Genomic DNA, 25457 nt, shown 5'->3' with positions numbered 1-25457 from the left:
TTCTTTCAAACGTCATTCTGAACTTGTTTCAGAATGACGTTTGTTTTAAACTAGACCCTGAAACAAGTTCAGGGTGACGAAAAGTGGAATTTTAAACGGCTTTTATTAATTTTTAAGAACTAAATATTTCCTACTCCTTGCTTGCCATAGCTGCAGAAACTGAAGCGGATAACCTTTTGTAAGTTCCGTTTTCTAAACGCTCTCTAATTGCTGAAAAAGCAGTTAAGGTTTCTTCAATATCCTGAAGGGTATGCGTAGCGGTAGGAATCATTCTTAATAAAATAAGTCCTTTAGGAATAACTGGGTAAACTACGATAGAACAGAAAACGCCGTGGTTTTCCCTAAGATCTTTCACCAAAGCCATTGCTTCCGGAATGCTTCCTTTTAGATATACCGGAGTCACACAACTTTGCGTGGTTCCAATATCAAATCCGTTTTCTTTAAGTCCGTTTTGAAGTGCATTAACATTTTCCCACAACTTTTCTTTAAGCTCTGGCATTGTTCTTAGCATTTCCAAACGTTTTAATGCTCCCACTACCAATTGCATTTGCAATGATTTAGCGAACATTTGCGAACGTAAATTATATTTTAAATAATCAATAATTTCTTTATCGGCTGCAATAAATGCACCTGTGCTAGCCAATGATTTTGCGAAAGTGGCAAAATACACATCAATCTCATCCTGAATGCCCTGCTCCTCACCTGCTCCAGCTCCTGTTTTGCCAAGAGTACCAAAACCGTGGGCATCGTCTACAAAAAGTCTGAAATTATATTTTTTCTTCAGCTCAACGATATCCTTTAATTTCCCCTGTTCACCACGCATACCAAAAACGCCTTCAGAAATCAATAGAATTCCTCCTCCGGTTTGCTCTGCAATTTTAGTGGCACGTTGCAGGTTCTTTTCTATACTTTCAAGATCGTTGTGCTTATAAGTAAAACGCTGACCTAAATGTAATCTTACACCATCTATAATACAGGCGTGAGCATCTACATCATAAACTATTACATCTTGCTTAGAAACTAAAGCGTCTATGGTAGAAACCATTCCCTGGTAACCAAAATTAAGCAAGTAGGCCGATTGTTTGTGTACAAAAGAAGCTAATTCGTCCTGCAATTTTTCGTGAAGCTGAGTATGGCCGCTCATCATTCTAGCACCCATTGGGTAAGCCGAACCGTATTCAGCAGCAGCTTCAGCATCTACTTTTCTTACTTCTGGATGATTGGCAAGCCCCAGGTAGTCATTAATACTCCAGGTAATTACTTCTTTCCCTCTAAATTTCATTCGGTTAGAAATTGGCCCTTCCAGCTTAGGAAATACAAAATATCCTTCAGCTTGCTCTGCCCATTTTCCTAATGGTCCTTTATCTTTATATATTTTTTCAAATAAATCCCTCATCGATCTTTTTTTAGTCGAGCCGCAAAAATACTTAAAATTGGCTCAATTGCACAAAGTTATTTATTCAGCAAATTCAAATAAAAGAAAAGCATCCTACGCGGGATGCTTTTATAAACTTTATTTCTGAATAAATTTCAAAATACTCTTATTTTATAAATTCTATAGGCTGTGCCTCAATTTCATTTTTAGTATCAAAAAAGCCCTGTTCTTCCATCCAATCGTCGCTAAAGACTTTCCCCATATATCGGGAGCCGTGATCGGGAAATATTACTACAACATTACTGTTTTCGTCAAATTCTCCTTCTTCAGCAAGTTGTTTTAATCCCTGGGTAGCTGCACCACTGGTGTAACCTACAAATAAACCTTCGGTTTTTGCAAGTTCCCTGGCGGTATGTGCACTATCTTCGTCACTAACCTTAACAAAACGATCTATAATTTCAAAATCTGTTGCAGATGGAATAAGGTTTTTTCCCAGTCCTTCTATTCTGTACGGATAAATCTCACCAGAATCAAATTCTTTTGTTTCGTGATATTTCTTTAAAACTGAACCGTAAGCATCTATACCAATAACTTTCATTTCAGGATTTTGCTGCTTTAAATATCTGGCCGTTCCAGAAATTGTTCCACCGGTACCGCTACAAGCTACAAGGTGAGTTATTTTTCCTTCGGTTTGTTTCCAAATCTCGGGGCCTGTAGAATTAAAATGAGCATCAATATTCAGCTCATTAAAATACTGATTAATATAAACCGAGCCTTTAGTTTCTGAATGCAATCTTTTCGCAACCTGGTAATAAGATCTAGGGTCGTCTGCCGAAACGTGCGCCGGGCATACATACACCTTGGCGCCCATTGTTTTTAGCATATCAATCTTATCGTTAGAAGCTTTGGAGCTTACCGCAAGAATACATTCATAACCTTTTATAACACTTACCATAGCAATACTAAAACCGGTATTACCAGAAGTAGTTTCTATAATTGTGCTTCCCGGTTTAAGAATACCTTTTCTCTCGGCTTCTTCAATAATATAAAGTGCAATACGGTCTTTAGCGGAGTGTCCCGGATTAAAGGCTTCTACTTTAGCGAAGAATTCCCCTTTAAATTCCTGGGTTATTTTATTCAGTTGTATCAAGGGTGTATTGCCAATTAATTGCAATACATTATCATATACTTGCAAATCTTCTTTCATAAATCGAAGTTCTTTACAAAATTTGGGTTAACTATTTCACTCTTTTTAAGAGCGTAAAATCCCCCAAATTTAAGGCAAATTTTTTAATTAGTGGTCAATTCCTTCCAAATCCAGTAAAAACGCATACTCTTCGGCTACTTCTTTTAGAGCTTCAAAACGTCCGGAAGCCCCACCGTGACCGGCATCCATATTAGTATGGAACAATAATAAATTATTATTGGTCTTTAATTCTCTTAATTTCGCTACCCATTTTGCCGGTTCCCAATATTGAACCTGGGAATCGTGTAAACCTGTTGTTACCAGTAAATTTGGATAATGTTGCGCCACTACATTATCGTAAGGTGAATATTGCATCATATATTCGTAATAATCTTTATTATTCGGATTTCCCCATTCATCGTATTCCCCAGTGGTTAACGGGATACTATCATCTAACATAGTAGTTACCACATCTACAAAAGGAACTGCAGAAATAACTCCGTTATAAAGCTGTGGCGCCATATTAATAACCGCCCCCATAAGCAAACCTCCTGCCGAACCACCCATTGCGTAAAGATGTGCTGCGGAAGTATATTTTTCCTCAATTAAATATTCTGAAACATCTATATAATCGGTAAAAGTGTTCATTTTATTGAAAAGCTTTCCGTCTTCATACCAGTTACGCCCCAGGTATTCCCCACCACGAATGTGTGCGATTGCATAAATAAAACCACGATCTAATAAACTGAGTCTTACTGTAGAAAAATAAGGATCTATGGTAGAACCGTAGGAACCGTAAGCGTATTGTAATAGCGGACTATTTCCGTCTAATTTAGTTCCCTTTTTATAAACCAAACTCACCGGAATTTTAGTACCATCTTTGGCAGTAGCCCAAATTCTCTCAGAGAGGTAATTATTTTTATTAAAATTTTTATCTAAAACTTCCTGTTCTTTTAAAACCGTCTTTTCCCGGGTTTCCATATTAAAATCTACAACCGAAGTTGGCGTGGTCATAGAATTATAAGTGAATCTTAAAATATCAGTATCAAAAGCAGGATTTATTGAGGTATAAGCGGTATAGGTTTCATTATCAAAAGGAATATAATATTCTTCTGAATTATCCCAGCGAATCACTTTTATTTTATTTAAGCCATTGTTACGCTCGCTTACTACCAGATACTTTTTAAAGATATCAATATCTTCAAGTAAATAATCTTCGCGATGGGGAATAACGTCTACCCAGTTTTCTTTTGTGGTTTTATCAACCAGGGTTTTCATAAGTTTAAAGTTGGTGGCACCATCTTTATTGGTCATTACATAAAAGTTATCTTCGTAATGCGCTATGCTATACTCTAAACCTCGTTCTCTTGGCTGAAAAACCTGGAATTCACCAGATGGATCATCAGCCTTTAAAATACGGTATTCTGTAGTTAAAGTACTATGACTTCCTATTATGATATATTCTTTGGATTTAGATTTATATACATAGGTGTTAAAAGTTTCATCCTCCTCTTCAAAAACCAGTTCATCTTCAGCAGAATCAGTTCCTAAAATGTGCTTGTAAATTCGATAAGAACGAAGCGTTTGTTCGTCTTTCTTCGTGTAGAAAAGCGTTTTATTATCGGCGGCCCAGGTAGAACCTCCGGTTGCATTTTCAATTTTATCAGGATAAGTTTCTCCTGTTTGCAGGTCTTTAATTTGAATGGTATATTTTCTTCGGCTTAAAGTATCTACCCCAAAAGCCACCATTTTATTATCGGGACTCACATTCAATCCGCCAAGACTGTAATATTCAAAACCTTCGGCCATTTCATTAACATCAAAAAGCAATTCTTCAGGCGCATCCAGTTCCCGCTTTTTCCTTGAATAAATTGGGTAATCTTTTCCGGTTTCAAAACGAGTTAAATACCAGTAATTATTCAATTTATAGGGAACCGATTCATCATCTTCTTTTATTCGGCCTTTCATTTCCTCAAATAACCGCTGCTGAAAATCTTTGGTATGGGCAGTCATTTTCTGGTTATATTCATTTTCCTGATTTAGATAATCAATAACTTCCGGATTGTCGCGATTGTTCATCCAGTAATAATTATCTATTCTCACGTCTCCGTGAAATTCCAGGCTTTTAGGTATTTTCTTAGCTTTTGGCGGTAAAATTTCTTTTTTCAAATCTGCATTATTTTTAAGCGCTTGCAAAGGTAAGGCTTCCCAACCAAATACATAATTAGTGGGTTCAAATTAACAGGATTAAACCTGTAATTAGTAAATTTGTGTTTATTAAATTTAAAAAAGAGACTATGTTTGGAGATATGGGTATGATGAATAAGATCAAGGAAACCCAACAAAAGGTTGAAGAAACTAAAGAACGCCTAAAAACGGTAACTATTGAAGAAAAATCCAGTGACGGACTTCTAAAAGTAACTATTAGCGCTACGCGTGAAATTAAGAATATTAGCGTTGCTGATGAATTGATGGATGATAAAGAACAGCTGGAAGATTATTTGGTACTCACTTTAAATAAAGCGATAAGCAGAGCTTCAGATATTAACGAAGCAGAACTTGCTGCCGTAGCAAAAGACGGGATGCCAGATATTCCCGGTTTAGATCAATTCAAATAGAATTTAATTATCTTAAATCCTGAATTTATTTCAGAATTTAAATCAAAAAAACCTCACAGCTTTCTAAAAACTGTGAGGTTTTTCTTTTTATGCTTCTCCCCTTGCTGGATATTCTTTTTCTACCACAAAATCTATAGCCTTTAATAATTCATCAAATTTTGGCCTTGCGAAAGGCATCGTTTGAATAGAAGCCGCATAAAGGGTATTATCAGGTTTAACAAGAAACAGTCCGGGTTCAAAGAAAACTTCCGGTTCATCGTTAATTCCTTCAGAAATATATAAATCCCATTTCCGGGCATCTTCAGTATTAAAATTATAACCTATAGTAAGATTATCTACTTCCCATTCCTTCACCGTTTTTTCTGCCAGGGTCTTATTATTCGCGCTAATGCAAATAACACTCACTCCTTTCTCCTGAAATTTCTCAACTTTTTTATTTAATTCTTCTAAATACGATTTACAAACCGGGCAGTGCAATCCGCGATAAAAAATAACCATCGTAAAATTCTCTGGTTTCTGGTCGCGTAAATCCCATTGCATTCCGCTGGTAGTTTCTACTCTTAATCTTGGTACTTCTTTTCTTGGCAATACATTTTTCATAACTTAATTTTGGTTTTTTGAAAATTATGAAATTCAATTCCCGAAACATATTAAAAGCATTGTAAGATTAGGTTAAACTCTATTAAAACCTATAAATTAATTTCCCGTAGAACCTTCAAAAACTTCTGGTGCATTTCTTCGGAATAATCTAAATGGGTAACAATTCTTAATTTTCCCTGTCCCATATTGCTTATTCTAATATTTTCCTGCTGAAGCTTTTTCATAAAAGCAGTTTCATCTGAAGCATTTTTCAGGTAAAAAATAATAATATTTGTTTCCACAGTTTCCACCTCGCCCACATAGCTTGCAGCATCTAAAGTTTCAGCAATTTCTGCAGCTCTTTTATGGTCTTCGGCTAAACGTTCTACGTGGTTATCTAAGGCATAAATTCCGGCTGCGGCCATAAAACCTACCTGGCGCATACCACCACCTAAAACTTTACGAATTCTAATCGCGTTTTTCATAATTTCCTTATCACCAATAAGCACCGATCCCATAGGGATTCCCAGCCCTTTAGAAAGACAAACCGAAATAGTATCAAATAATTTTCCGTATTCTTTTGGATCTTCATTTTTAGCCACCAAGGCATTAAAAAGCCTTGCGCCGTCTAAATGCAAACCTAATTTATGCGTATTGCAAACTTTTCTTATTTTTTTGATTTCCTTTAGATCGTAACAAGCGCCACCACCTTTATTGGTGGTATTTTCCAAACAAACCAAACTCGTTAACGGACTGTGATAAAAGTCTGGCGGATTTATATTTTCTTCAACCTGGGTAGCAGTAATCATTCCGCGATCACCATCTACCAACTTGCAGGAAACCCCACTATTAAAAGAAGCGCCACCACCTTCATAGTTAAAAACGTGCGCCCATTTATCACAAATAAGCTGCTCGGCAGGTTGTGTATGCAATTTTATTGCGGCCTGGTTAGCCATACTTCCGGTAGGAAAAAATAAGGCTTCATCCTTCCCGAACATCTTTGCCAGTTTTTCTTCTAAAGCGTTTACGCTAGGATCTTCCTTATAAACATCGTCCCCAACATCGGCGCCCATTATTGCTTTTAACATTCCGCTTGTTGGGCGGGTTACGGTATCACTTCTTAAATCTATTTCTTTCATATATATTTCTTTTTTATTTCAGCAAAAACAGAAATTATTTCCATTTGATTCATTATAACTAAATTTCTAAAATCAATTTCAAACCTCCAATGCAAAATTTCTTTTTCAGAAGAAATTATATTATTCTGGAAAGTGAGAAACTGACTAACAGCAAAATAAGTGAAAATTGCTGCATTTACGTGCTTTTATAGGAAGTCTAAAACTATAAAAATATCGTTAAATACTTTCCCGTCGCAGTCTTAAATTCTATTTTTACCTTATAAAATTTAGATATGATTACAACTGAGCAGATCAAAGATCTCAGAGAGCGCCTTGGTGCGTTAAGGAGGTATCTTTGACATTGATGCCAAAAAAATAGAAATCTCCAACCAGGAAGAAAAAACCTTTGCTTCAGATTTTTGGGACGATCCTAAAAAAGCTGAGGCACTAATGCGTGATCTCAATACTGAAAAGCAATGGGTAGACGAATTTGAAAAAGGAGAAACCCTGGTAGAAGATTTAGAGGTTTTGTATGAATTTTATAAGGAAGATGAAGCTACGCAAAAAGATGTGGAAGAAAAACATAAGCAGGCCTTGGACCTTATAGAAGACCTTGAATTTAAAAATATGCTTTCGGAAGAGGGTGATAAATTGAGTGCGGTTTTACAAATTACTGCCGGTGCCGGTGGTACCGAGAGTTGCGACTGGGCCGAGATGCTTAGGCGTATGTACTTGATGTGGGCCGAAAAACGCAGGTTTAAGATAAAAGAATTGAATTACCAGGCCGGTGATGTGGCAGGAATTAAAACGGTAACGCTTGAAATTGAAGGCGATTTTGCTTTTGGATGGTTAAAAGGAGAAAATGGCGTACACAGGCTGGTACGAATTTCCCCATTTGACAGTAATGCGAAAAGGCACACCTCTTTTGCTTCGGTTTATGTTTATCCATTAGCCGATGATTCAATTGAAATAGACATTAATCCTTCTGAGATTTCCTGGGAAACTATGCGTTCTTCTGGAGCTGGGGGACAAAATGTAAATAAGGTTGAAACCGCGGTTAGATTGCGCCACGCTCCCACGGGAATTGTTGTAGAAAATTCTGAAACACGATCGCAGCTGGAAAATAAGACCAAGGCAATGCAGCTTTTAAAAAGTCAGTTGTATGAAATAGAACTTCAGAAACAACAGGCCCAACGTAGGGAAATTGAAGATTCTAAGATGAAAATTGAATGGGGATCTCAAATTAGAAATTACGTGATGCATCCTTATAAATTGGTTAAAGACGTAAGAACTGCAGAAGAAACCGGAAATGTAGATGCCGTGATGAATGGTGATATTGATATGTTTTTAAAAGCTTTTTTAATGATGATGGGACAACGGCAGGAAGATTGATAAGTTTATACTCATAAATTTTAGAATTAGAATTTATTGTTTATTTTAAAGAAGCCAAAACCAAAAAATAATGATTACAGTTTACCATAACGCCAGATGTAAAAAATCCCGGGAAGGATTGGAAATCGTTAAAAACTCAGGAAAAGATTATGAGGTTAGAGAATATTTAAAAGAACCTCTTTCTGAAACTGAATTAAAGCAAATTCTGGATAAATTAAGTTTTTATCCTATGCAGTTAATAAGAACCAACGAAAAGATCTGGAAAGAAGAATATAAAAATAAAGATCTTAGCGACAGGGAATTAATTACTGTAATGGTTAAAAATCCAAAATTAATTGAAAGACCTATTGTAGAAACTAAAGATACTGCGGTTGTAGGTCGCCCGGGTTCTAAAATTGAAGATTTACTACAATAAAAGTTTTGGTAATTCAAACCAGTAAAAAATGAAAACTCAACATAAAATAGCTATAATTGGAGCCGCCGGATTTCTAGTTGCGGGATTTGTTTTTTCCCATTTTTACCTGCATAGAAAAAGCAGAAAAGAACTTCTTGAAATTGCAAGGGAATTAGCCTATACCTGGAAAAGAGAATTAGAACTGGATTTTGAACAAACCGGTAAACTTGAAGATCTTATTATAGAATATACCCTTAAAAAGAATGAAATCCTTAATACTACGGCTTTACATGAAGATGAAATAATCTTTAAACTCAAGGAAATTCAAAAGGCAGAACATAGAAAGTTGCAGAAATTAATGAGCCAAAAGCAGTTTGAAAAATATCTTGAATTAAATAAGAAAATTAGTCGTAAATCTTAAGTATTGAAGCTCAGTGATAAAAGTACTTTTAACATTTAAAAGTCGTATTTAACGCGAGTTTAACCCAAATTCCATTAAACCATTTCAAAAAATTGGAGTCAAAGAATAAAATTTTTCTATGACCACCAAAATCTTGAGTACGCTCAGTGTAGCGTTTTTTCTTTTTTTCAGCCTTAGCGGCTTCGCCCAATCGGGCCCGCATAAAATTTCCGGAAAAGTAATGGACGAGGAGATGAATGTTCCTCTGGAGTTTGCAACAGTTTCTGTAGTTAATGCCAACGAACCTGCAGATGTTACAGGAGTTGTAACCAATTCCCAGGGAAATTTCTCTATAGAAGTCCCAGAAGGCACTTATAATGTTATTGTTGAATTTATCTCTTATGAAACTAAAGAATTCAATGATCGTAAGGTAGATTCAGATATTAATTTAGGTACTATCTCTCTGGGGCTTGATTCAGATAGTCTTGACGAGGTTGTAGTCCAGGCCGAAACTACACAGGTAAGCGTCCAACTTGATAAAAAGATTTATAATATAGGAAAAGACCTTACCACCGCAGGAGGTACTGTTAGTGATGCTCTTAATAACGTTCCTTCGGTTTCTGTAGATGTTGAAGGCGGAATTAGCTTAAGAGGGAATCAAAATGTTAGAATTCTAATTAACGGTAAACCATCGGCAATGGCCGGGTTTGGAGATAGCAATGTTTTAAGCCAGCTTCCTGCTGAAGCTATTGAACGTGTTGAAGTTATTACTTCCCCCTCGGCTAGATATGATGCTGAAGGAACGGCAGGTATCCTAAATATCATTCTTAGACAAAAAGAAACCCTTGGATTCAACGGTTCAGTAAATTTAAACTTAGGTCATCCTGATAATGCCGGACTTTCCACCAATCTTAACTATAGAACTGAAAAATTCAATCTATTTACTAATATTGGATGGCGCTATTTTGATGCTCCCCAAAATAACTTTAGTGATACCGAATATCTAAGACGATTTAATTCTGATGGGGAAATTGTTAGACCCGAGTATGATAGAATTCGCGAGGAACGGGAAACAGAGCGTTTAAATAGAAACTACAACGGTAATTTTGGAATTGAATATTTCCTTACCGAGCAATCTTCGCTTACAGCCAGTATTTTTTATCGCTACGGTGAGGATGAAGATGAAACCTTAAATAATAGCGATCGCTATATTGGTGGCAGTTTAGTTGAAGAAACTTTAAGAAGAGAGTTACAAAGTGAAGAAGATAATAGCTACCAGATTTCAATAAATTACCAGAATAAATTTAATGATGAAGGTCACGAACTAACAGCCGATTTTCAATATGAAAACGATGCCGAAGTTCAAAATACTTTTATAAACGAAGAATATATTTCTACAAATCAGGAAAATCCTGAAGCTTTTCAACGAGAAGAAGTTTATACCGAAGAAGATCAAAAAGAATATTTAATCCAGGCAGATTATGTTTTACCGCTTGGGGAAGACGCTAGATTTGAAGCCGGTTACCGCGGAAATTTTGAAAACGAAATTACAGATTACCGTCTACAGCAGGAAGATTTAGCTACCGGAAATCTGGTAACTAACGATACGCTTACCAATATCTTTGATTACGAAGAAAACGTAAATGCCCTGTATTCTCAATACGGAACCAAATTTGGTAAATTTTCATTTCTCTTAGGTTTAAGATTAGAAAACACTCAACTTAAAGGTGATATAAATTCAAGACTAAGTGATGAAGAACTTGTTGAAGCTTTTGGATTCCCAATTCAAACAAAATTTGACAATAATTATTTAGGCTTGTTCCCAACAGTTAATTTAATTTACGAATTATCCAGTGACGGTGGCGAAGAAGAAAATATAACTGTAGGTTATAATAGAAGGATTAACCGCCCTAGAGGTTGGTATATTAATCCGTTCCCATCTCGTTCAAGTCGTACTAACGTATTTCAGGGAAATCCTAATTTACAACCGGCTTTTGCCAGCGCTTTTGATATTGGATACTTAAAACGATGGGATAAAATAACCTTTACTTCTTCTGTTTATTATCAACACGAAACAGATTCGTTTGAAAGAGTTGAAGAAAATACAGGCCAGGAAACTACAGATGGTATTGATATTATTAGAACTATCCCTATTAACCTTGCTACTAATAAAAGAACCGGTGGAGAACTTGGTATTCTTTACAACCCGGCAGACTGGTTAAGATTAAATAGTAGTTTTAACTTTTTTCAGTTTGAAACTGAAGGTGAATTTAATGGTGTAGATTATGGAGCAAAAAATACAAGCTGGTTTGCAAGGTTTAGCTCTAAAGTAACACTTCCCGGTGCTATAGATTGGCAAACCAATGCTTTCTATCGTGGTCCACAGGAAAATGCACAAACTAAAAACGAAGGGATTTTTTCTATAGATCTTGCTTTTAGTAAAGAAATTCTAAACGATAATGTTACGCTTTCTTTAAACGTAAGAGATTTATTAAATTCAAGAAAAAGAAAATCATTTACTTCTACTGAATTCTTTAACAGGGAAAGTGAATTCCAATGGAGACAAAGACAAATTAACCTTTCAGTAATTTATAGATTCAATCAGCAAAAACGCGAACAACGACGTGGTGGTGAAGAAGATTTTGATGATCCCGGATTTGAAGGATAATTTAGAACTAATAAAACCGGCTTAAATAAGCCGGTTTTTATTTTATTGTAAAAAATAAAGCATAAAAAAAGGGACATTAACCGTCCCTTTTTTTATGCTTTTTCTTCTTTAGCTTTTTTTCTAGCTTCTTTCTTTTCTTTAAGCAATTCAGCAACCGAACCGCCTATCCAATAGGGTAAGATAGCCATTAGGAAAATCATAAGCCAGAATCCCATAGTTAAAATAACCAGGAAAGCCAGGAAACCGAGGTATTGATCGAATTCGAACATAATATCAAAATTTTTTTGATCTGGTCAAAGATAGTAAGCTTTGCCGGCTTATCACAATTAAATTGTGAGAAATTCACACTTACTTGACGAAAATCAGAAAAAATACAGGCTAAATTCTTTGTTTTTATACCTATAAAAAAGCCGCTAACTTGTAAATTTGTGTCACAACTAATATATTAATTATGGACTATAGAATAGAAAAAGATACTATTGGAGAAGTAAAGGTTCCGGCCGATAAACTCTGGGGTGCACAAACGGAACGCTCCCGGAATAATTTTAAAATTGGTCCTGCCGCCAGTATGCCTCTGGAAATAGTTTATGGTTTTGCTTACCTCAAAAAAGCTGCTGCATACACCAACTGCGAATTAGGTGTTTTGCCGGTAGATAAAAGAGATTACATTGCCCAGGTTTGTGACGAAATTCTTGAAGGGAAACATGATGACCAATTTCCTTTGGTAATATGGCAAACCGGAAGCGGTACTCAAAGCAATATGAACGTAAATGAAGTTATTGCCAACCGCGCGCACCAACTTGCAGGAAAAACTTTGGGAGAAGGAGACAAAACCCTGCAACCAAACGATGATGTAAATAAATCGCAATCTTCTAACGATACTTTTCCTACGGGAATGCATATCGCAGCTTACCAAAAGATTACGAAAGTTACCCTTCCGGGTGTAAGACAGCTTCGTGATACTTTAAAGAAAAAGTCAGATGAGTTTAAAGAAGTTGTAAAAATTGGGCGTACGCATTTTATGGATGCCACTCCCCTAACCCTGGGCCAGGAATTTAGTGGTTATGTGGCTCAACTAGATCACGGAATTAATGCGCTGGAAAATACGCTTCCGCATTTAGCCGAATTAGCACTTGGTGGTACCGCTGTTGGGACGGGATTAAATACTCCAAAAGGATATTCAAAGCGCGTTTCTGAATTTATCGCAAAATTCACTGAATTACCATTTATTTCCGCAGGAAATAAATTTGAAGCTCTTGCCGCACATGATGCTTTTGTAGAAACTCACGGTGCTTTAAAGCAATTAGCGGTTTCCCTTAATAAAATAGGAAACGATATTAGAATGCTTTCATCAGGACCAAGAAGTGGAATTGGAGAGATCAATATTCCTGCAAACGAGCCCGGCTCTTCCATTATGCCAGGAAAAGTGAACCCTACGCAATGTGAAGCTTTAACTATGGTTTGCGCACAGGTAATGGGTAACGACGTAGCCATTGGGGTTGGCGGAATGCAGGGCCAGTTTGAATTAAATGTATTTAAACCGGTTATGGCTGCTAACTTATTACAAAGTGCAGAACTTATTGGTGATGCCTGTGTATCTTTTGATGTTAATTGTGCTCGTGGAATTGAAGCGAACACCCCAAGAATCAAAGAACATTTAAATAATTCTTTAATGCTGGTTACCGCTTTAAATACCAAAATTGGATATTATAAAGCCGCTGAAATTGCTAATAAAGCTCACGAAGACGGCACTACACTTAAAGAAGCTGCTGTTGAATTAGGTCATCTTACCGAAGAGCAATTTGATGAATGGGTACAACCTAAAGATATGGTTGGAAATATTAAATAATTGATTCCTTTGTATAAACTCAAAAAGCCTGTCTAAAAAATTTAGACAGGCTTTTTTATTCGTCATCCTGAACTTGTTTCAGGATCTAAGTTGTTGTGAATCTATACATATTAGAAGCCTCACCACCTTACTTTAAACACGAGATTTTTCAGTTCGCAATTTTCTAATTATTTTTCAATCTTCTTCTTGGGCTTTTTAGCATAAAACTTCTGGAATCTCCAGTAAGAAACTGCACCAAGCAAGGCTACTATAGCCACGGCGTAATAAATAAATGTTGGCGTTATCACTTTATCTCCGCTTGCGTAAGAGTGTAAACCTGCTAAGTAGAAGTTTACTCCAAAATAAGTCATTAAAATACTGGCAAAAGATACAACAGCCATAAGATTAAAGAACCATCTACTTCGTAATCCCGGCACAAGTCGCATATGTATTACGAAGGCATAAACCATAATACTAATTAAAGCCCAGGTTTCTTTAGGGTCCCAGCCCCAGTAACGTCCCCAGCTTTCATTAGCCCATTGTCCTCCAAGGAAGTTTCCAATGGTTAGCATTACCAAACCTACAGTTAACGCCATTTCAGTAATAATGGTGATCTCTTTTATATTGAGATCCATTTTCTTTTTATTCTTTTCAGTAGTAAAAATCATTAAAAGCAATGCCACTGCCCCCAGAATCATTCCCAGGGTAAATGGGCCGTAACTTCCCACAATTACTGAAACGTGAATCATTAACCAATAGGAATCTAACACAGGCTGGAGGTTTGCTATAGATGGATCCATCCAGTTCCAGTGCGCAATCATCAAAATCATTGAAGTTACAAAGGCTGTAGATGCAATAGTTAAGGTACTTTTTCTTCCAAAAGCCAAACCAAAGAACATTGTGGCCCAGGCTACGTAAATCATAGACTCGTAAGCATCACTCCAGGGTGCGTGTCCAGAAATATACCACCGGGCAATTAAACCTAAAGTATGTAAAACAAAAAGAACAATTATAACGACGGCGCTTATTTTAACCAGCCAATCAATAAATTTATTTTCTTTAAAAATCTTTACAATTACAATAACCAGCATAAATAAACCGGCTACCATATACATCCAAAAAAGATTCCTAAAAATATCGTATTTGTTATAAGCAATTTCTGCATTAACCTTTTCTTCTGAAGGCAATACTTCGGCCCCGAATTTCTTTTGAAATCCTTTTATACTTTCCAGAAACTGGTTTGCTTTAGAATAATCTCCACTTTCAACCGCATCAGAAAGGGAAGTCATATAAAGTGGAAGAATTTGTTTGGTGTACACCGAATCCATTCCTTTAAAAGCACCTTCTTCATCTTCTAATTCAGGATAAGAAACCCATTTATTATTTTCATGTTCCGGAATTGGGAAAATTCTTAAAATCTTACCCTGAAGCGCACGATATAATAAATTCACTTTTTTATCGGTATTGATAAAATCTTTCTGAAATTTATTAGGCACAGCAGCCTGGTAGGCTTCTTCTAACAGCGGAGAAAGTTTATAATTCCCCATCTCGTCAAAGAAACTACTAAGGGTAAGGTATTTTTTCCCTTCTTCTACCCCAAGAAGATTATGTAAACTATCGTTATGTTTTTCAACATAAATAATAGGTACATTATACCAAATCATTGGGTTTTGAGTAAGTGAAACTAAAACCTGGTCTGAACTTAAGCCTTCGTAAGAATCAGATTTGCTTAATTTCCGAAGCAATTCTGAAGAATACGTATTAGCGGGTTTCATCCTTCCGCCGGCATCCTGGATTATAAGTCGGCCAAAATCAGCAGCGTGCTCTTCGCTTATGGCGTTGCTTTTAATAATAGAATCTACTTCTCTTTTGGCCGATTCAGCATGCTCGTGCTCGTCTCCCGGTGTTTGTGCAAACATAGAGCCGGTAGCCATAAAGAAAATAAGCACCGTAGTTAATTTTTTCTTTTTGTCTTTTACTTTTTCAAGCATATCCTTAAGGTTTCCAAAACGGGAACCTTTATCAAACAAGATGAGCATTAATCCCAAATAAAGTAGAAAATAACCTATATAAGTTACCCAGGTACCCCAGAAATCGTGATTTACAGAAAGTACTGTACCGCTTTCATCTGGCATAAAACTGGCCTGGAAGAATCTGAAACCTTTGTGATCTAAAACGTGGTTCATATAAATCTCGTAGGGAACATTTTCTTTTCCTTCTTCCACAATTTCAACTTTACTTTTAAATGAAGAATAACTGTTTTCAGTTCCCGGATATCTATTGGCAATAAAATCGTTCAGTTTTAATGCAAAAGGCAATTCTATCTCTTTACTACCGTAGTTAAGGAATAGTTCCAGGCCGGCAAGTTCTACTTTATGAGGTTCACTGGGAATTCCCTGGCCACCCAAAATAGTAACTGTTTCAGATTCCCCTTCAGAAGTAACTTTTACCGTTAGAGCATCGCTCTGGCCGTCGGTTTTTTTTGGGGTTTTTATAATATCGTATTTTCCTTTAACCACCGGTTCAGGAATTACAAATTGCATAGCCCCTATATTATAAAGAGAGCGCAGCATTAAGTTTTGGGTAGAATCTTTAACCAAATTCCCTTTCTCCTGGTCGGCCATTCGCATATAATCGCCTTCAAATGGAGAGTTTATAGTGTATTTTCCGGTTTCTTCCTCATACGTTATATTAATCGCTCCCTCGGTAGGTTCATTTAACGCGAATAAGACATTGTGTATGTTTTGAACTTCGCCCTCTTTTAAATAATGGTCGTGACGATTACCACCACCGGCTTCTACCAATTTAAGATGATTCTCTCCATCTTCGGCAGGAACTAATTCTTCTTTAGCACCATAAATAAAATTAGTAGCTTCAATAGTAACCGGTTGCCCATTATAATCGGTATTTAATACGTAGTCATTCTCGGTTTCAGGGGCAAAAAGCACCTGTTCTTCCAAAACCCTTCGGCGAGGTTCGCCGTCTATTTCCCCGTCAATAAATGCGGTAAAATAGGTTTTTTCTGAAAGCATGATATTTGTTGTTTCACCTTCCGTGATAGGCATCACACCTTCATAACTAATATAACGGGTAATAAAGGCACCAACTAAAATTAATACAAACGATAAATGGATTAAAAGTGAAGACCATTTTTCGCGTTTATGAAGGTTATACCGTTTAATATTTCCGGCGAAATTAATCACAAAAAATACCATAATGGCTTCAAACCACCAGGCGTTATAAATTAACACTCTCGCGGTTTCTATACTGTACCAACTTTCAATAAATGTTCCCAACGCCAGGGCTATTGCATAGACCACAAATAAGACTGCCATTATACGTGTAGAAAATATGACAGAGGCTATTTTATTCTGCATGAAGTAACTCTTTTAAGCCCGCAAATTTAGGGAATTTTAACGGTTTGAAATAGTAAAAATCAAGACATTCTCCTACATGAATGTTAATTTTATTGCCTCAATATTTTTAATAATTTAGCCGAATGATAGAAGTGGTAATTTTAGGTGCAGGGAATGTTGCATTTCATCTATTTAGAGCATTTTCTGAAGCAGAAAACACCAGGGTAATCCAGGTGTATAATCACCTGGAAGAAAACCTGAATTATTTTAAAGATTACACCAATACCACAAACAGGATCAGCGACTTAAAATCGGCCGATTTCTATTTACTCGCTTTAAAAGATGATGTAATTGCCGATGTTGCCCATAATCTAAAAGACCTTCCAGGGATAGTTTTACATACCTCGGGCGCGGTAAGTTTAAATGCGTTGGAAAATTTGAGTAATTTCGGAGTGTTTTATCCGTTGCAAACTTTTTCTAAAAACAAATTGGTAGATTTTGGGGAAATCCCGGTTTGCATCGAAGCAAATTCAGCTGAAAATTTAGAAAAAATTAAGAAACTGGCTTTAGAAATCACCAAAGACGTTAGAGAAGTAAATTCTGAGCAACGCAAAGCTTTACACCTGGCAGCAGTTTTTGTAAACAATTTCAGCAATCATTTATATACTCTTGGCGCAGAAATTTGCGAAAAAAACCAGGTAGATTTTAGTATTTTAAGACCACTTATTAAGGAAACCGCTTCAAAAATTGAAAGCTTAGCACCAAAAGATGCTCAAACCGGCCCGGCCATAAGAAATGACCAAAAAACGATTGAAGCTCATTTAAGACTTTTACCAAAAAAAAATAAAGACATTTACAGCATTTTAACCCAATCTATTCAGGATTTTCATGGAAAAAAATTATAAAGAATATTTAAACCAAATCAACACTTTTGTTTTTGATGTAGACGGTGTGCTTACCGATGGGAGCATTCAAATTAGTACTCAGGGTGAACTTCTTCGTACTATGAATATTAAAGATGGTTATGCTTTAAAAGCAGCTAAAAATGCCGGTTTTACGGTTTGTATAATTTCTGGAGGGAAAAACGAAGGTGTTCGCAAACGTCTTAGAGACCTTGGAATTACAGATATTTATCTGGGCATTCACGATAAAGTGGAACAAATGGACGAGTTCTTCGATATTTATGAAATTAACGCCGAAGATGTTCTATATATGGGAGACGATATTCCCGATTATTATCCTATGAAACTTGTTGGTTTACCTTGCTGCCCCCAGGATGCGGTAGCCGAAGTAAAAGAAATTTCAAAATATGTTTCGCATAAAAAAGGCGGAAAAGGTTGTGTAAGAGATGTGATTGAGCAGGTGATGAAAGTGCAGGGTAAATGGATTGATAAATAATAAATGAACTGGATTATACTTATTCTCGCCGGACTTTTTGAAGTAGGTTTCGCTTTTTGTCTGGGAAAAATGAAAGTCACCTCGGGAAATACCAGTACCCTTTGGTTTGTTGGCTTTTTATTTTCGCTCACGCTAAGTATGGTTCTACTTTACAAAGCTACCCAAACGCTACCCATAGGCACTGCTTACGCGGTTTGGACAGGTATTGGAGCTGTGGGCACCGTTTTGCTGGGTATTTTTATCTTTAAGGAACCCGCGCATTTTTGGCGTATCTTTTTCTTAAGCACCTTAATTATTTCCCTCATAGGTCTAAAATTTGTTTCTGAATAATTAAATATGATAGCATACCTCAAACTAATTCGGTGGCCCAACCTGGTTTTTATTGCACTCACTTTAATCCTGATTAAATTTTCATTTTTCGAGGAATTTGGCGCTGCAATTACGCTTAGCACTTTTGGGTATGCGCTCCTTATGCTTGCCACACTTTGTATTGCCGCTTCGGGATACGTAATTAATGATATTTATGATGTACAGGCCGATAAAATTAACAAACCGGAAAAGCTGATTATAGGCAATAAAATTTCAGAAAAAAAAGCGAATAATTTATTTATAATTTTGAATGTTATTGGCGTAGGAATTGGTTTTTACCTTGCTAATTTACTGGGCAAACCCGGGTTTGTTGCGATTTTCATCTTTTCTTCAGCTTTACTCTACCTTTATGCCAGTTATTTAAAGCAAATTCCTGTGCTGGGGAATGTTTTAATTAGCTTGCTTGTTGGCTTTGTGGTGCTTTTGCCTTCAGTTTTTGATCTTTTTCCTGCAATAAATTCACAAAATAAACAGGTTCAATCTTTACTATTTTCAATTTTACTGGATTATGCAATTTTTGCATTTCTAATAAATTTACTTCGGGAAATAGTAAAAGATCAGGAAGATGCGAAAGGAGATTATAACGCCGGAATACAAACCTTACCTATAATTCTTGGGCATAGCCGCACCAATAAGATCATTTTTGCAATAGGCATTTTACCCGTGGCCGCAATTGTATATTATATTTACAATTATTTATTTGAGAATACTTTCCTGGTAATATATACTCTTATTTTTATACTCGCACCCCTACTCTATTTCCAGGTTAAAATTTGGGAAGCCAAAAAGAAGAAACATTTTTCACACCTAAGCTTATTATTAAAAATAATAATGTTTTTCGGACTAACTTCTATAGGCTTATATCAGTTTATTCTTGTTTCATAGAATTTACACCTGGTATACTTCACTCAACAAAAAATTTTACAAATAATCTTATCTTACAGGGATTTTAATAAAATAATTATGCTTAAAGAACTTTTAAAGAAGAAAGAAATAATTCTCGCATCAGGCTCTCCAAGACGTCACCAATTTTTTAAAGATTTAAATATCCCTTTTAAAATTGATGTGAGACCGGTAAAAGAAGTATGTCCAGATTACCTTAAAAAAGAAGAAATAACCGATTTTCTCTCACAATTAAAAGCTGAAGCTTTTCAGAAGGAATTAAAAAAAGATCAGATTTTAATTACCAGCGATACCATAGTGTACAACGAAGACAAAGCTATGGGAAAACCTGAAACTACGCTTGAAGCTAAAGAGATGCTTAGATCATTATCGGGTAAAACCCATAGTGTTTTTACTTCGGTATGTTTTACTACGCACAATCATCAATCTACCGTAAACTGCGAAACAAAAGTAACTTTTAAAGAACTTACCAGCGGGGAGATTGATTATTACGTTGAAAATTTTAAAACCTTTGACAAAGCTGGCGGCTATGCAATACAGGAATGGATTGGCTTAATTGGAATTACCAATCTGGAAGGAAGTTATTTTAATGTAGTAGGGCTTCCAACCCATTTAGTTTATAACGAACTAATTGACCTTGCTTCTATTTAAATTATAATTAATTGATTATAAAATCATTAAATAACACAACCTTAAGCTTTAAGTTAACCTTAAACTGAAAGTAAAAATTTTAAATAAGTCCATAATTTTTATTTGAAAATAGCTTTTAAAATCTACCTTTATATAAAATTATTAGCACTAAAATGTTTGAAGTTTTAACTCAATACAGATCTGAAATTACCTACACGATAATTACTGTATTTGCCTTATTAATCGTCCAGTTTTTGTTAAAAAAAGCTGCTCATAGGGTTGGAAAACGAAGTGAAATAGACTTCACCCGAACCCGGTTAATGTTTAAATACATTAATATACTTATCCTATTTATCGCGGTTTTCTTATTAGCCATTGCCTGGGGAATGGGACTAACCGAACTTTCTTTAATATTTTCTTCGGTTTTTGCAGTGCTTGGGGTTGCGCTTTTTGCTATTTGGTCTATTCTTAGCAATATTACTTCAGGTGTAATTCTTTTCTTTTCATTTCCGTATAAAATTGGAGACAAAATAAAGATTCACGATAAAGATCTACCTATTGAAGCTATTATTGAAGATATAAAGGCTTTTCATTTACACCTCAGAACTTTAGAGGGAGAATTAATAACCTACCCAAATAACTTAATTCTTCAAAAAGCGGTTTCTTTAGTTGCCAAAGATGTTTACCTGGATGGAGATAAAAGCAGTCTTTAAACCATTTAGAAATCTTTTGCTTTCCAAATTTCTGCTGTTATTATTGTAAATTATAAATAGTCCTTACATAATTAAATCACGATTACCGGGTAAAAGCAGTTAATTTTCTATCTTCAGGCGGCTAAAGTTTTTATATTTGGATGTCTTATTAATCGCCGTGAAATTTATGCGAAAACTATTTAGTTTACTTTTCTGTTTTTTCCTGTTGAATTTACACGCACAGGAACCCGAAAAATTAAATGCTTCTGAAATATTTCAGAAAATAAAAAAGCTGAATTTCCTTGGTTCGGTTTTATACATTGGCGCACACCCCGATGATGAAAACACCCGATTAATTTCCTATTTTTCAAACGAAAAACACGCCCGAACCGCATATTTATCCTTAACCCGAGGTGATGGTGGTCAAAACCTAATTGGCCCAGAACTAAGAGAACAACTGGGCTTAATAAGAACCCAGGAATTACTTGCGGCGAGAGAAATAGACGGTGGAGAGCAGTTTTTTACCCGTGCTAACGATTTTGGTTATTCTAAAACCCCGGAAGAAACCCTTAAAATTTGGGATAAAGAAAAAGTATTAAGCGATGTGGTTTGGATAATTAGAAATTTTAAACCAGATGTGATTATAAATCGGTTTGATCATCGCACCCCCGGGAGTACTCACGGGCATCACACTTCTTCTGCCCTTCTAAGTTTAGAAGCTTTTGATGCTGCTGCTAATCCCAATAAATTTCCAGACCAATTAAATTATACCAACACCCACCAACCAAAACGTGCATATTTTAATACTTCGCCCTGGTTTTATGGCGGTGAAGAAGCTTTTGAAGAAGCCAGTAAAGATAGATTTATAAGTTTTGACACCGGAGTTTATTTTCCGCTACTGGGACTTTCAAATCCCGAAATTTCATCTTTAAGCCGAAGCCAACACCAATCTCAAGGCTTTGGAAGTACTGGGTCCCGTGGTAAACAAATGGAGTATTTAGAACCAATTAAAGGAGATACCATACGCTCGCAAGATGTGTTTGAAGGTATAGATACTTCCTGGAACAAATTAGAAGGTGGTGCTGAAATTAGTAAAATTCTACATCAAGTTGAAGAAAACTACAGTTTTACAAATCCTGCCGCTAGCCTACCCCAACTTCTTGAAGCTTATAAGCTGATCCAGAAATTACCAAATGAACATTGGCGGGAATTAAAAACCAAAGAAATTAAAAATATTATTTACGCCAGCACAGGCTTATTTTTAGAAGCAGTAGCTTCTCAGCCTTCAGCAACTCCAAAAGATAGCGTAACAATTAAACTGGAGGCTATTAACCGAAGTGATTTTCCTGTAATTTTGAGTTCAATAGAATTAAGTCCGAATGACTCTAAAGTTCAACCCGAAACCGAACTAAAAAATAACGAAAACTGGCAAAATAAGATCGCATTAAAGGTTCCGGAAAAAACATCTTATACCACGCCATACTGGTTAGAGGAAGAATCAAAAAACGGAATGTATATTGTAAAAAACCGTGAGCTTATTGGGCTACCCGAAAGACCAGGTCTTACTAAAGCAGTTTTTAAGCTCAATTTTAAGGATGTTTCCCTAAACTTTGAAAAACCTATAGTTTATAAATATAATGATGCTGTTTTTGGCGAAACCTATCAACCTTTTGAGGTTATTCCTAAAGTTTCCCTCGCTTTTGAAGAAGATGTAATCATTTTTGAAAATGAGGAATCTAAAAAAGTTTCAGTAAAACTTACCTCTGGAAAACCAAATATTCAGGGAGAGGTTAATCTTACTGCCGGGGAAAACTGGAAAATTAAGCCCGAAAATCATAAATTTCAGCTTCAGCAAAAAGGGAGTTCAGTAACGGTCACTTTTGAGATTACTCCGCCCAAAGAACAGGAAGAAACTTTTATAATTCCTTCAGCAACGATAAACGGAGAGAAATTTTCAGAAAAACTCATCAGTATAGATTACAAACACATTCCGAAACAAAACCTGGTAGTTCCTACAAAATTAAAAGTTGCAAGACTGGAAATCGAGAAAAAAGGAGATTTAGTAGGGTACATTGAGGGTGCGGGTGATGTTGTTCCAGAAAGCCTTCAGCAAATTGGCTATCGAGTTAATAAATTAAATGTGGCTTCAATTTTACAGGCTTCATTGCAAAAATATGATGCGGTGGTACTGGGAATTCGTGCATTAAACACCGTAGAAGCCTTAAAATATAAGCAACAGGCTCTTTTTGATTATGTAAAAAATGGCGGCAATCTTATTGTGCAATACAACACTAACCGTGGGTTGGTGACAGAGAATATTTCTCCTTTTCCGCTGGAATTATCTAGAGACAGGGTAACCGATGAAACGGCCGAAGTTAGGTTTTTAGCCGAAGATCACCCTATCTTAAATTTTCCGAATAAAATCACCGAAAAAGATTTTGAAAATTGGGTGCAGGAACGCGGACTTTACTTTCCTGATTCCTGGAGTGAAGAATTTACGCCAATCCTTTCTATGAACGATAAAAATGAAACTCCCAAAAATGGAAGTTTAATGGTTGCAAAATATGGAGAAGGATATTTTATTTATACCGGTTTAAGCTTTTTTAGACAGTTTCCGGTGGGAGTTCCCGGCGCTTACAGGCTTTTTGCTAATATGATTTCAATAGGAAAATAATGAAGAAACCCGAGAAATTTACCTGGAAGAAATCCTATACTTTTGTTCTTTTGGCCAACGCAGCCTACATAATCATGTTTTATTTTATAATGTCTCAATTCACCTAATATGCAATTAATAGACTGGATTGTTCTTCTTGGTACGCTCACTTTTATAGTTACTTATGGCGTTTACAAAACCCGAAATAATAAGGGAGCACAAGATTATATTCGCGGTGGCAGCGAAACCCGTTGGTGGACAATTGGGCTTTCTACAATGGCAACTCAAGCAAGTGCCATCACCTTTCTATCTACACCGGGCCAGGCTTTTCACGATGGGATGGGTTTTGTACAGTTCTATTTTGGGCTACCTATTGCAATGGTAATTATTTGTATGTTTTTTATTCCCATTTATCGAAGACTCAACGTTTATACCGCATACGAATATTTAGAATCAAGATTCGATAGAAAAACCCGAACATTAACTGCAGTCCTGTTTTTAATTCAGCGTGGTCTTGCAGCCGGTTTAACTATTTTTGCCCCTGCAATTATTCTTTCAGCTGTTTTAGGCTGGAACCTCTCTGGTTTAACAGTGCTAATTGGTTCCTTAGTTATTATTTACACGGTTGCCGGCGGTACAAAAGCCGTGAGCGTTACTCATAAGCAGCAAATGGCAGTAATTCTCACGGGAATGTTTGCTGCATTTTTTATTATTCTAAGCTATTTACCCGAAAATATTAATTTTAGCAATGCTCTTGAAATTGCCGGTGCCAGCGGCAAGATGGATATTCTGGATTTCTCTTTCGATTTTGAAAACCGATATACTTTTTGGAGCGGAATTATTGGAGGAAGCTTTTTAGCACTTTCCTATTTTGGAACAGATCAAAGCCAGGTGCAGCGCTATTTGAGTGGAAGATCGGTTAACGAGAGCCGAATGGGAATGATTATGAACGGGATGCTTAAAGTACCATTACAGTTCTTTATTTTGCTTGTAGGTGTCCTGGTTTTTGTATTCTATCAGTTTAACAACGCTCCTTTAAATTTTAATCCCGCAGCCACGGAAACTGTTTTAAATTCCGATTACGGAAATCAATATGAAGATTTAATGCTGGAGCACGATGAGATACAGCAGGAAAAACAGAACCTGCATTTACAATTTGCCGAAAACAATAATTTCACTCCTAAAAATAATTCTACTTATCGCGAAAACCTGGCTACTTTAAATGCTTCAGAAAACGAAACGAGACAAAAAGCAAGGAAATTAATAGACGCATCAGACAAAGATGCCGAGAGCAACGATAAAGATTATGTATTTATTCATTTTATTCTGAATAACCTTCCACGCGGATTAATTGGTTTGTTATTAGCAGTAATCCTATCTGCAGCCATGTCTTCTACCGCTTCCGAATTAAATGCGTTGTCCTCAACAACTTCCATAGATCTATATAAAAGAAGCCGAAAAACCGAAATGTCTGACGAACATTATGTAAAAGCTTCCAAATGGTTTACGCTACTTTGGGGCGCCATTGCCATTGCCTTTGCAAGCTTTGCCAATTTATTTGATAATCTCATCCAGCTGGTAAATATCATCGGTTCTATTTTCTACGGAAATGTTTTGGGAATATTTTTACTGGCATTTTTTATTAAAATTGTAAATAGTAATTCGGTTTTTGTAGCCGCAATAATCACACAAATTATAGTAATAATTCTCTATAAATTTGATGTGATGCCCTATTTATGGCTCAATTTAGTAGGATGTTTACTTGTCATGGCACTTGCTCTAATCCTGGAATTATTTATAAAAACCCCGGAACATAAAATTAAAAGAAGCACCTAGTTTTCAGTTTAAAATTTGGGTTTTTCAATAAAAATTAACTTTCTAAAATAAATTTTATTTAA

At 36.0% G+C, this 25457-nt stretch carries 21 protein-coding genes; 14 read left to right on the top strand and 7 right to left on the bottom strand.

All coding sequences use genetic code 11. The features are described from left to right. Positions 1 to 130: 130 nt before the first annotated feature. The 3 genes from AO058_RS11785 to AO058_RS11775 form a co-directional block, all read right to left on the bottom strand. Positions 131 to 1396, bottom strand: a complete 1266-nt coding sequence (locus AO058_RS11785) for an aminotransferase class I/II-fold pyridoxal phosphate-dependent enzyme (RefSeq protein ID WP_075326748.1) — start codon at positions 1394 to 1396, stop codon at positions 131 to 133. A gap of 145 nt (positions 1397 to 1541) precedes the next feature. After that, complete coding sequence (locus AO058_RS11780) at positions 1542 to 2582, bottom strand: PLP-dependent cysteine synthase family protein (RefSeq protein WP_075326747.1); 1041 nt, start codon at positions 2580 to 2582, stop codon at positions 1542 to 1544. Between the two features lie 87 nt (positions 2583 to 2669). After that, complete coding sequence (locus tag AO058_RS11775) at positions 2670 to 4730, bottom strand: S9 family peptidase (RefSeq protein ID WP_075327961.1); 2061 nt, start codon at positions 4728 to 4730, stop codon at positions 2670 to 2672. A 128-nt stretch (positions 4731 to 4858) separates the two neighbouring features. Here AO058_RS11775 and AO058_RS11770 point away from each other — a divergent pair, with 128 nt between their 5' ends. Further along, a complete protein-coding gene (locus AO058_RS11770) occupies positions 4859 to 5179 on the top strand; it encodes a YbaB/EbfC family nucleoid-associated protein (protein ID WP_075326746.1) in 321 nt (106 codons plus the stop codon). Between the two features lie 87 nt (positions 5180 to 5266). Here the strand turns inward: AO058_RS11770 and AO058_RS11765 are convergent, their stop codons facing one another. Continuing rightward, on the bottom strand, positions 5267 to 5779 hold the full coding sequence (locus tag AO058_RS11765; protein ID WP_075326745.1) for a redoxin domain-containing protein: 513 nt from the start codon (positions 5777 to 5779) through the stop codon (positions 5267 to 5269). Positions 5780 to 5868: 89 nt separating this feature from the next. Beyond that, on the bottom strand, positions 5869 to 6897 hold the full coding sequence (locus AO058_RS11760) for a threonine aldolase family protein (protein ID WP_075326744.1): 1029 nt from the start codon (positions 6895 to 6897) through the stop codon (positions 5869 to 5871). A gap of 272 nt (positions 6898 to 7169) precedes the next feature. Here AO058_RS11760 and prfB point away from each other — a divergent pair. The 4 genes from prfB (at position 7170) to AO058_RS11740 (ending at position 11730) form a co-directional block, all read left to right on the top strand. Further along, positions 7170 to 8268 (top strand): peptide chain release factor 2 gene (gene prfB, locus AO058_RS11755; RefSeq protein ID WP_143083614.1). Its coding sequence is split into 2 segments (ribosomal slippage): positions 7170 to 7232 and positions 7234 to 8268, totalling 1098 coding nucleotides; the frame shifts between segments, so codons are not numbered across the junction. A gap of 70 nt (positions 8269 to 8338) precedes the next feature. Continuing rightward, a complete protein-coding gene (gene arsC / locus AO058_RS11750; protein WP_075326743.1) occupies positions 8339 to 8683 on the top strand; it encodes an arsenate reductase (glutaredoxin) in 345 nt (114 codons plus the stop codon). Between the two features lie 28 nt (positions 8684 to 8711). Beyond that, complete coding sequence (locus AO058_RS11745; RefSeq protein ID WP_075326742.1) at positions 8712 to 9083, top strand: hypothetical protein; 372 nt, start codon at positions 8712 to 8714, stop codon at positions 9081 to 9083. Positions 9084 to 9201: 118 nt separating this feature from the next. After that, complete coding sequence (locus tag AO058_RS11740) at positions 9202 to 11730, top strand: TonB-dependent receptor domain-containing protein (RefSeq protein ID WP_075326741.1); 2529 nt, start codon at positions 9202 to 9204, stop codon at positions 11728 to 11730. A 92-nt stretch (positions 11731 to 11822) separates the two neighbouring features. On the opposite strand, the gene AO058_RS18550 is transcribed toward AO058_RS11740, so the two are convergent. Beyond that, positions 11823 to 11999 carry a hypothetical protein gene (locus AO058_RS18550; protein ID WP_093302571.1) on the bottom strand — a complete coding sequence of 59 codons (177 nt, stop codon included), beginning with the start codon at positions 11997 to 11999 and terminating at the stop codon, positions 11823 to 11825. 182 nt (positions 12000 to 12181) lie between these two features. Between AO058_RS18550 and fumC the strand changes: the two genes are divergently transcribed. Then, a complete protein-coding gene (gene fumC / locus AO058_RS11735; RefSeq protein WP_075326740.1) occupies positions 12182 to 13579 on the top strand; it encodes a class II fumarate hydratase in 1398 nt (465 codons plus the stop codon). A 167-nt stretch (positions 13580 to 13746) separates the two neighbouring features. Here the strand turns inward: fumC and ccsA are convergent, their stop codons facing one another. Further along, a complete protein-coding gene (ccsA, locus tag AO058_RS11730) occupies positions 13747 to 16935 on the bottom strand; it encodes a cytochrome c biogenesis protein CcsA (protein ID WP_075326739.1) in 3189 nt (1062 codons plus the stop codon). A gap of 122 nt (positions 16936 to 17057) precedes the next feature. On the opposite strand from ccsA, the gene AO058_RS11725 reads away from it, so the two are divergent. From AO058_RS11725 to AO058_RS11690, 8 genes are all read left to right on the top strand, one after another. Next, on the top strand, positions 17058 to 17819 hold the full coding sequence (locus AO058_RS11725; RefSeq protein WP_075326738.1) for a Rossmann-like and DUF2520 domain-containing protein: 762 nt from the start codon (positions 17058 to 17060) through the stop codon (positions 17817 to 17819). Then, positions 17803 to 18312, top strand: a complete 510-nt coding sequence (locus tag AO058_RS11720; protein WP_075326737.1) for a KdsC family phosphatase — start codon at positions 17803 to 17805, stop codon at positions 18310 to 18312. Before AO058_RS11725 ends, AO058_RS11720 begins: the two co-directional genes overlap by 17 nt. 3 nt (positions 18313 to 18315) lie before the next feature. Next, a complete protein-coding gene (locus AO058_RS11715; RefSeq protein ID WP_075326736.1) occupies positions 18316 to 18642 on the top strand; it encodes a DMT family transporter in 327 nt (108 codons plus the stop codon). A 6-nt stretch (positions 18643 to 18648) separates the two neighbouring features. Continuing rightward, on the top strand, positions 18649 to 19566 hold the full coding sequence (locus AO058_RS11710; RefSeq protein WP_075326735.1) for a geranylgeranylglycerol-phosphate geranylgeranyltransferase: 918 nt from the start codon (positions 18649 to 18651) through the stop codon (positions 19564 to 19566). Between the two features lie 78 nt (positions 19567 to 19644). Further along, positions 19645 to 20235, top strand: coding sequence for a Maf-like protein (locus AO058_RS11705; protein ID WP_075326734.1), 591 nt, complete (start codon positions 19645 to 19647; stop codon positions 20233 to 20235). A gap of 152 nt (positions 20236 to 20387) precedes the next feature. Beyond that, on the top strand, positions 20388 to 20927 hold the full coding sequence (locus AO058_RS11700) for a mechanosensitive ion channel domain-containing protein (protein ID WP_075326733.1): 540 nt from the start codon (positions 20388 to 20390) through the stop codon (positions 20925 to 20927). Positions 20928 to 21093: 166 nt separating this feature from the next. After that, positions 21094 to 23580 (top strand): PIG-L family deacetylase, encoded by a 2487-nt coding sequence (locus AO058_RS11695; RefSeq protein ID WP_075326732.1) that lies wholly within the window; start codon positions 21094 to 21096, stop codon positions 23578 to 23580. A 108-nt stretch (positions 23581 to 23688) separates the two neighbouring features. Further along, positions 23689 to 25395, top strand: a complete 1707-nt coding sequence (locus AO058_RS11690) for a sodium:solute symporter (RefSeq protein ID WP_075326731.1) — start codon at positions 23689 to 23691, stop codon at positions 25393 to 25395. The last annotated feature ends 62 nt before the right edge of the window (positions 25396 to 25457 follow it).

Origin of the sequence: Salegentibacter sp. T436 (assembly GCF_001932675.1) — a bacterium.
Lineage (GTDB): Bacteria > Bacteroidota > Bacteroidia > Flavobacteriales > Flavobacteriaceae > Salegentibacter > Salegentibacter agarivorans.
Note: the sequence above shows the minus strand (reverse complement) of the source record. Positions and strands in the feature narration are given on the sequence as shown.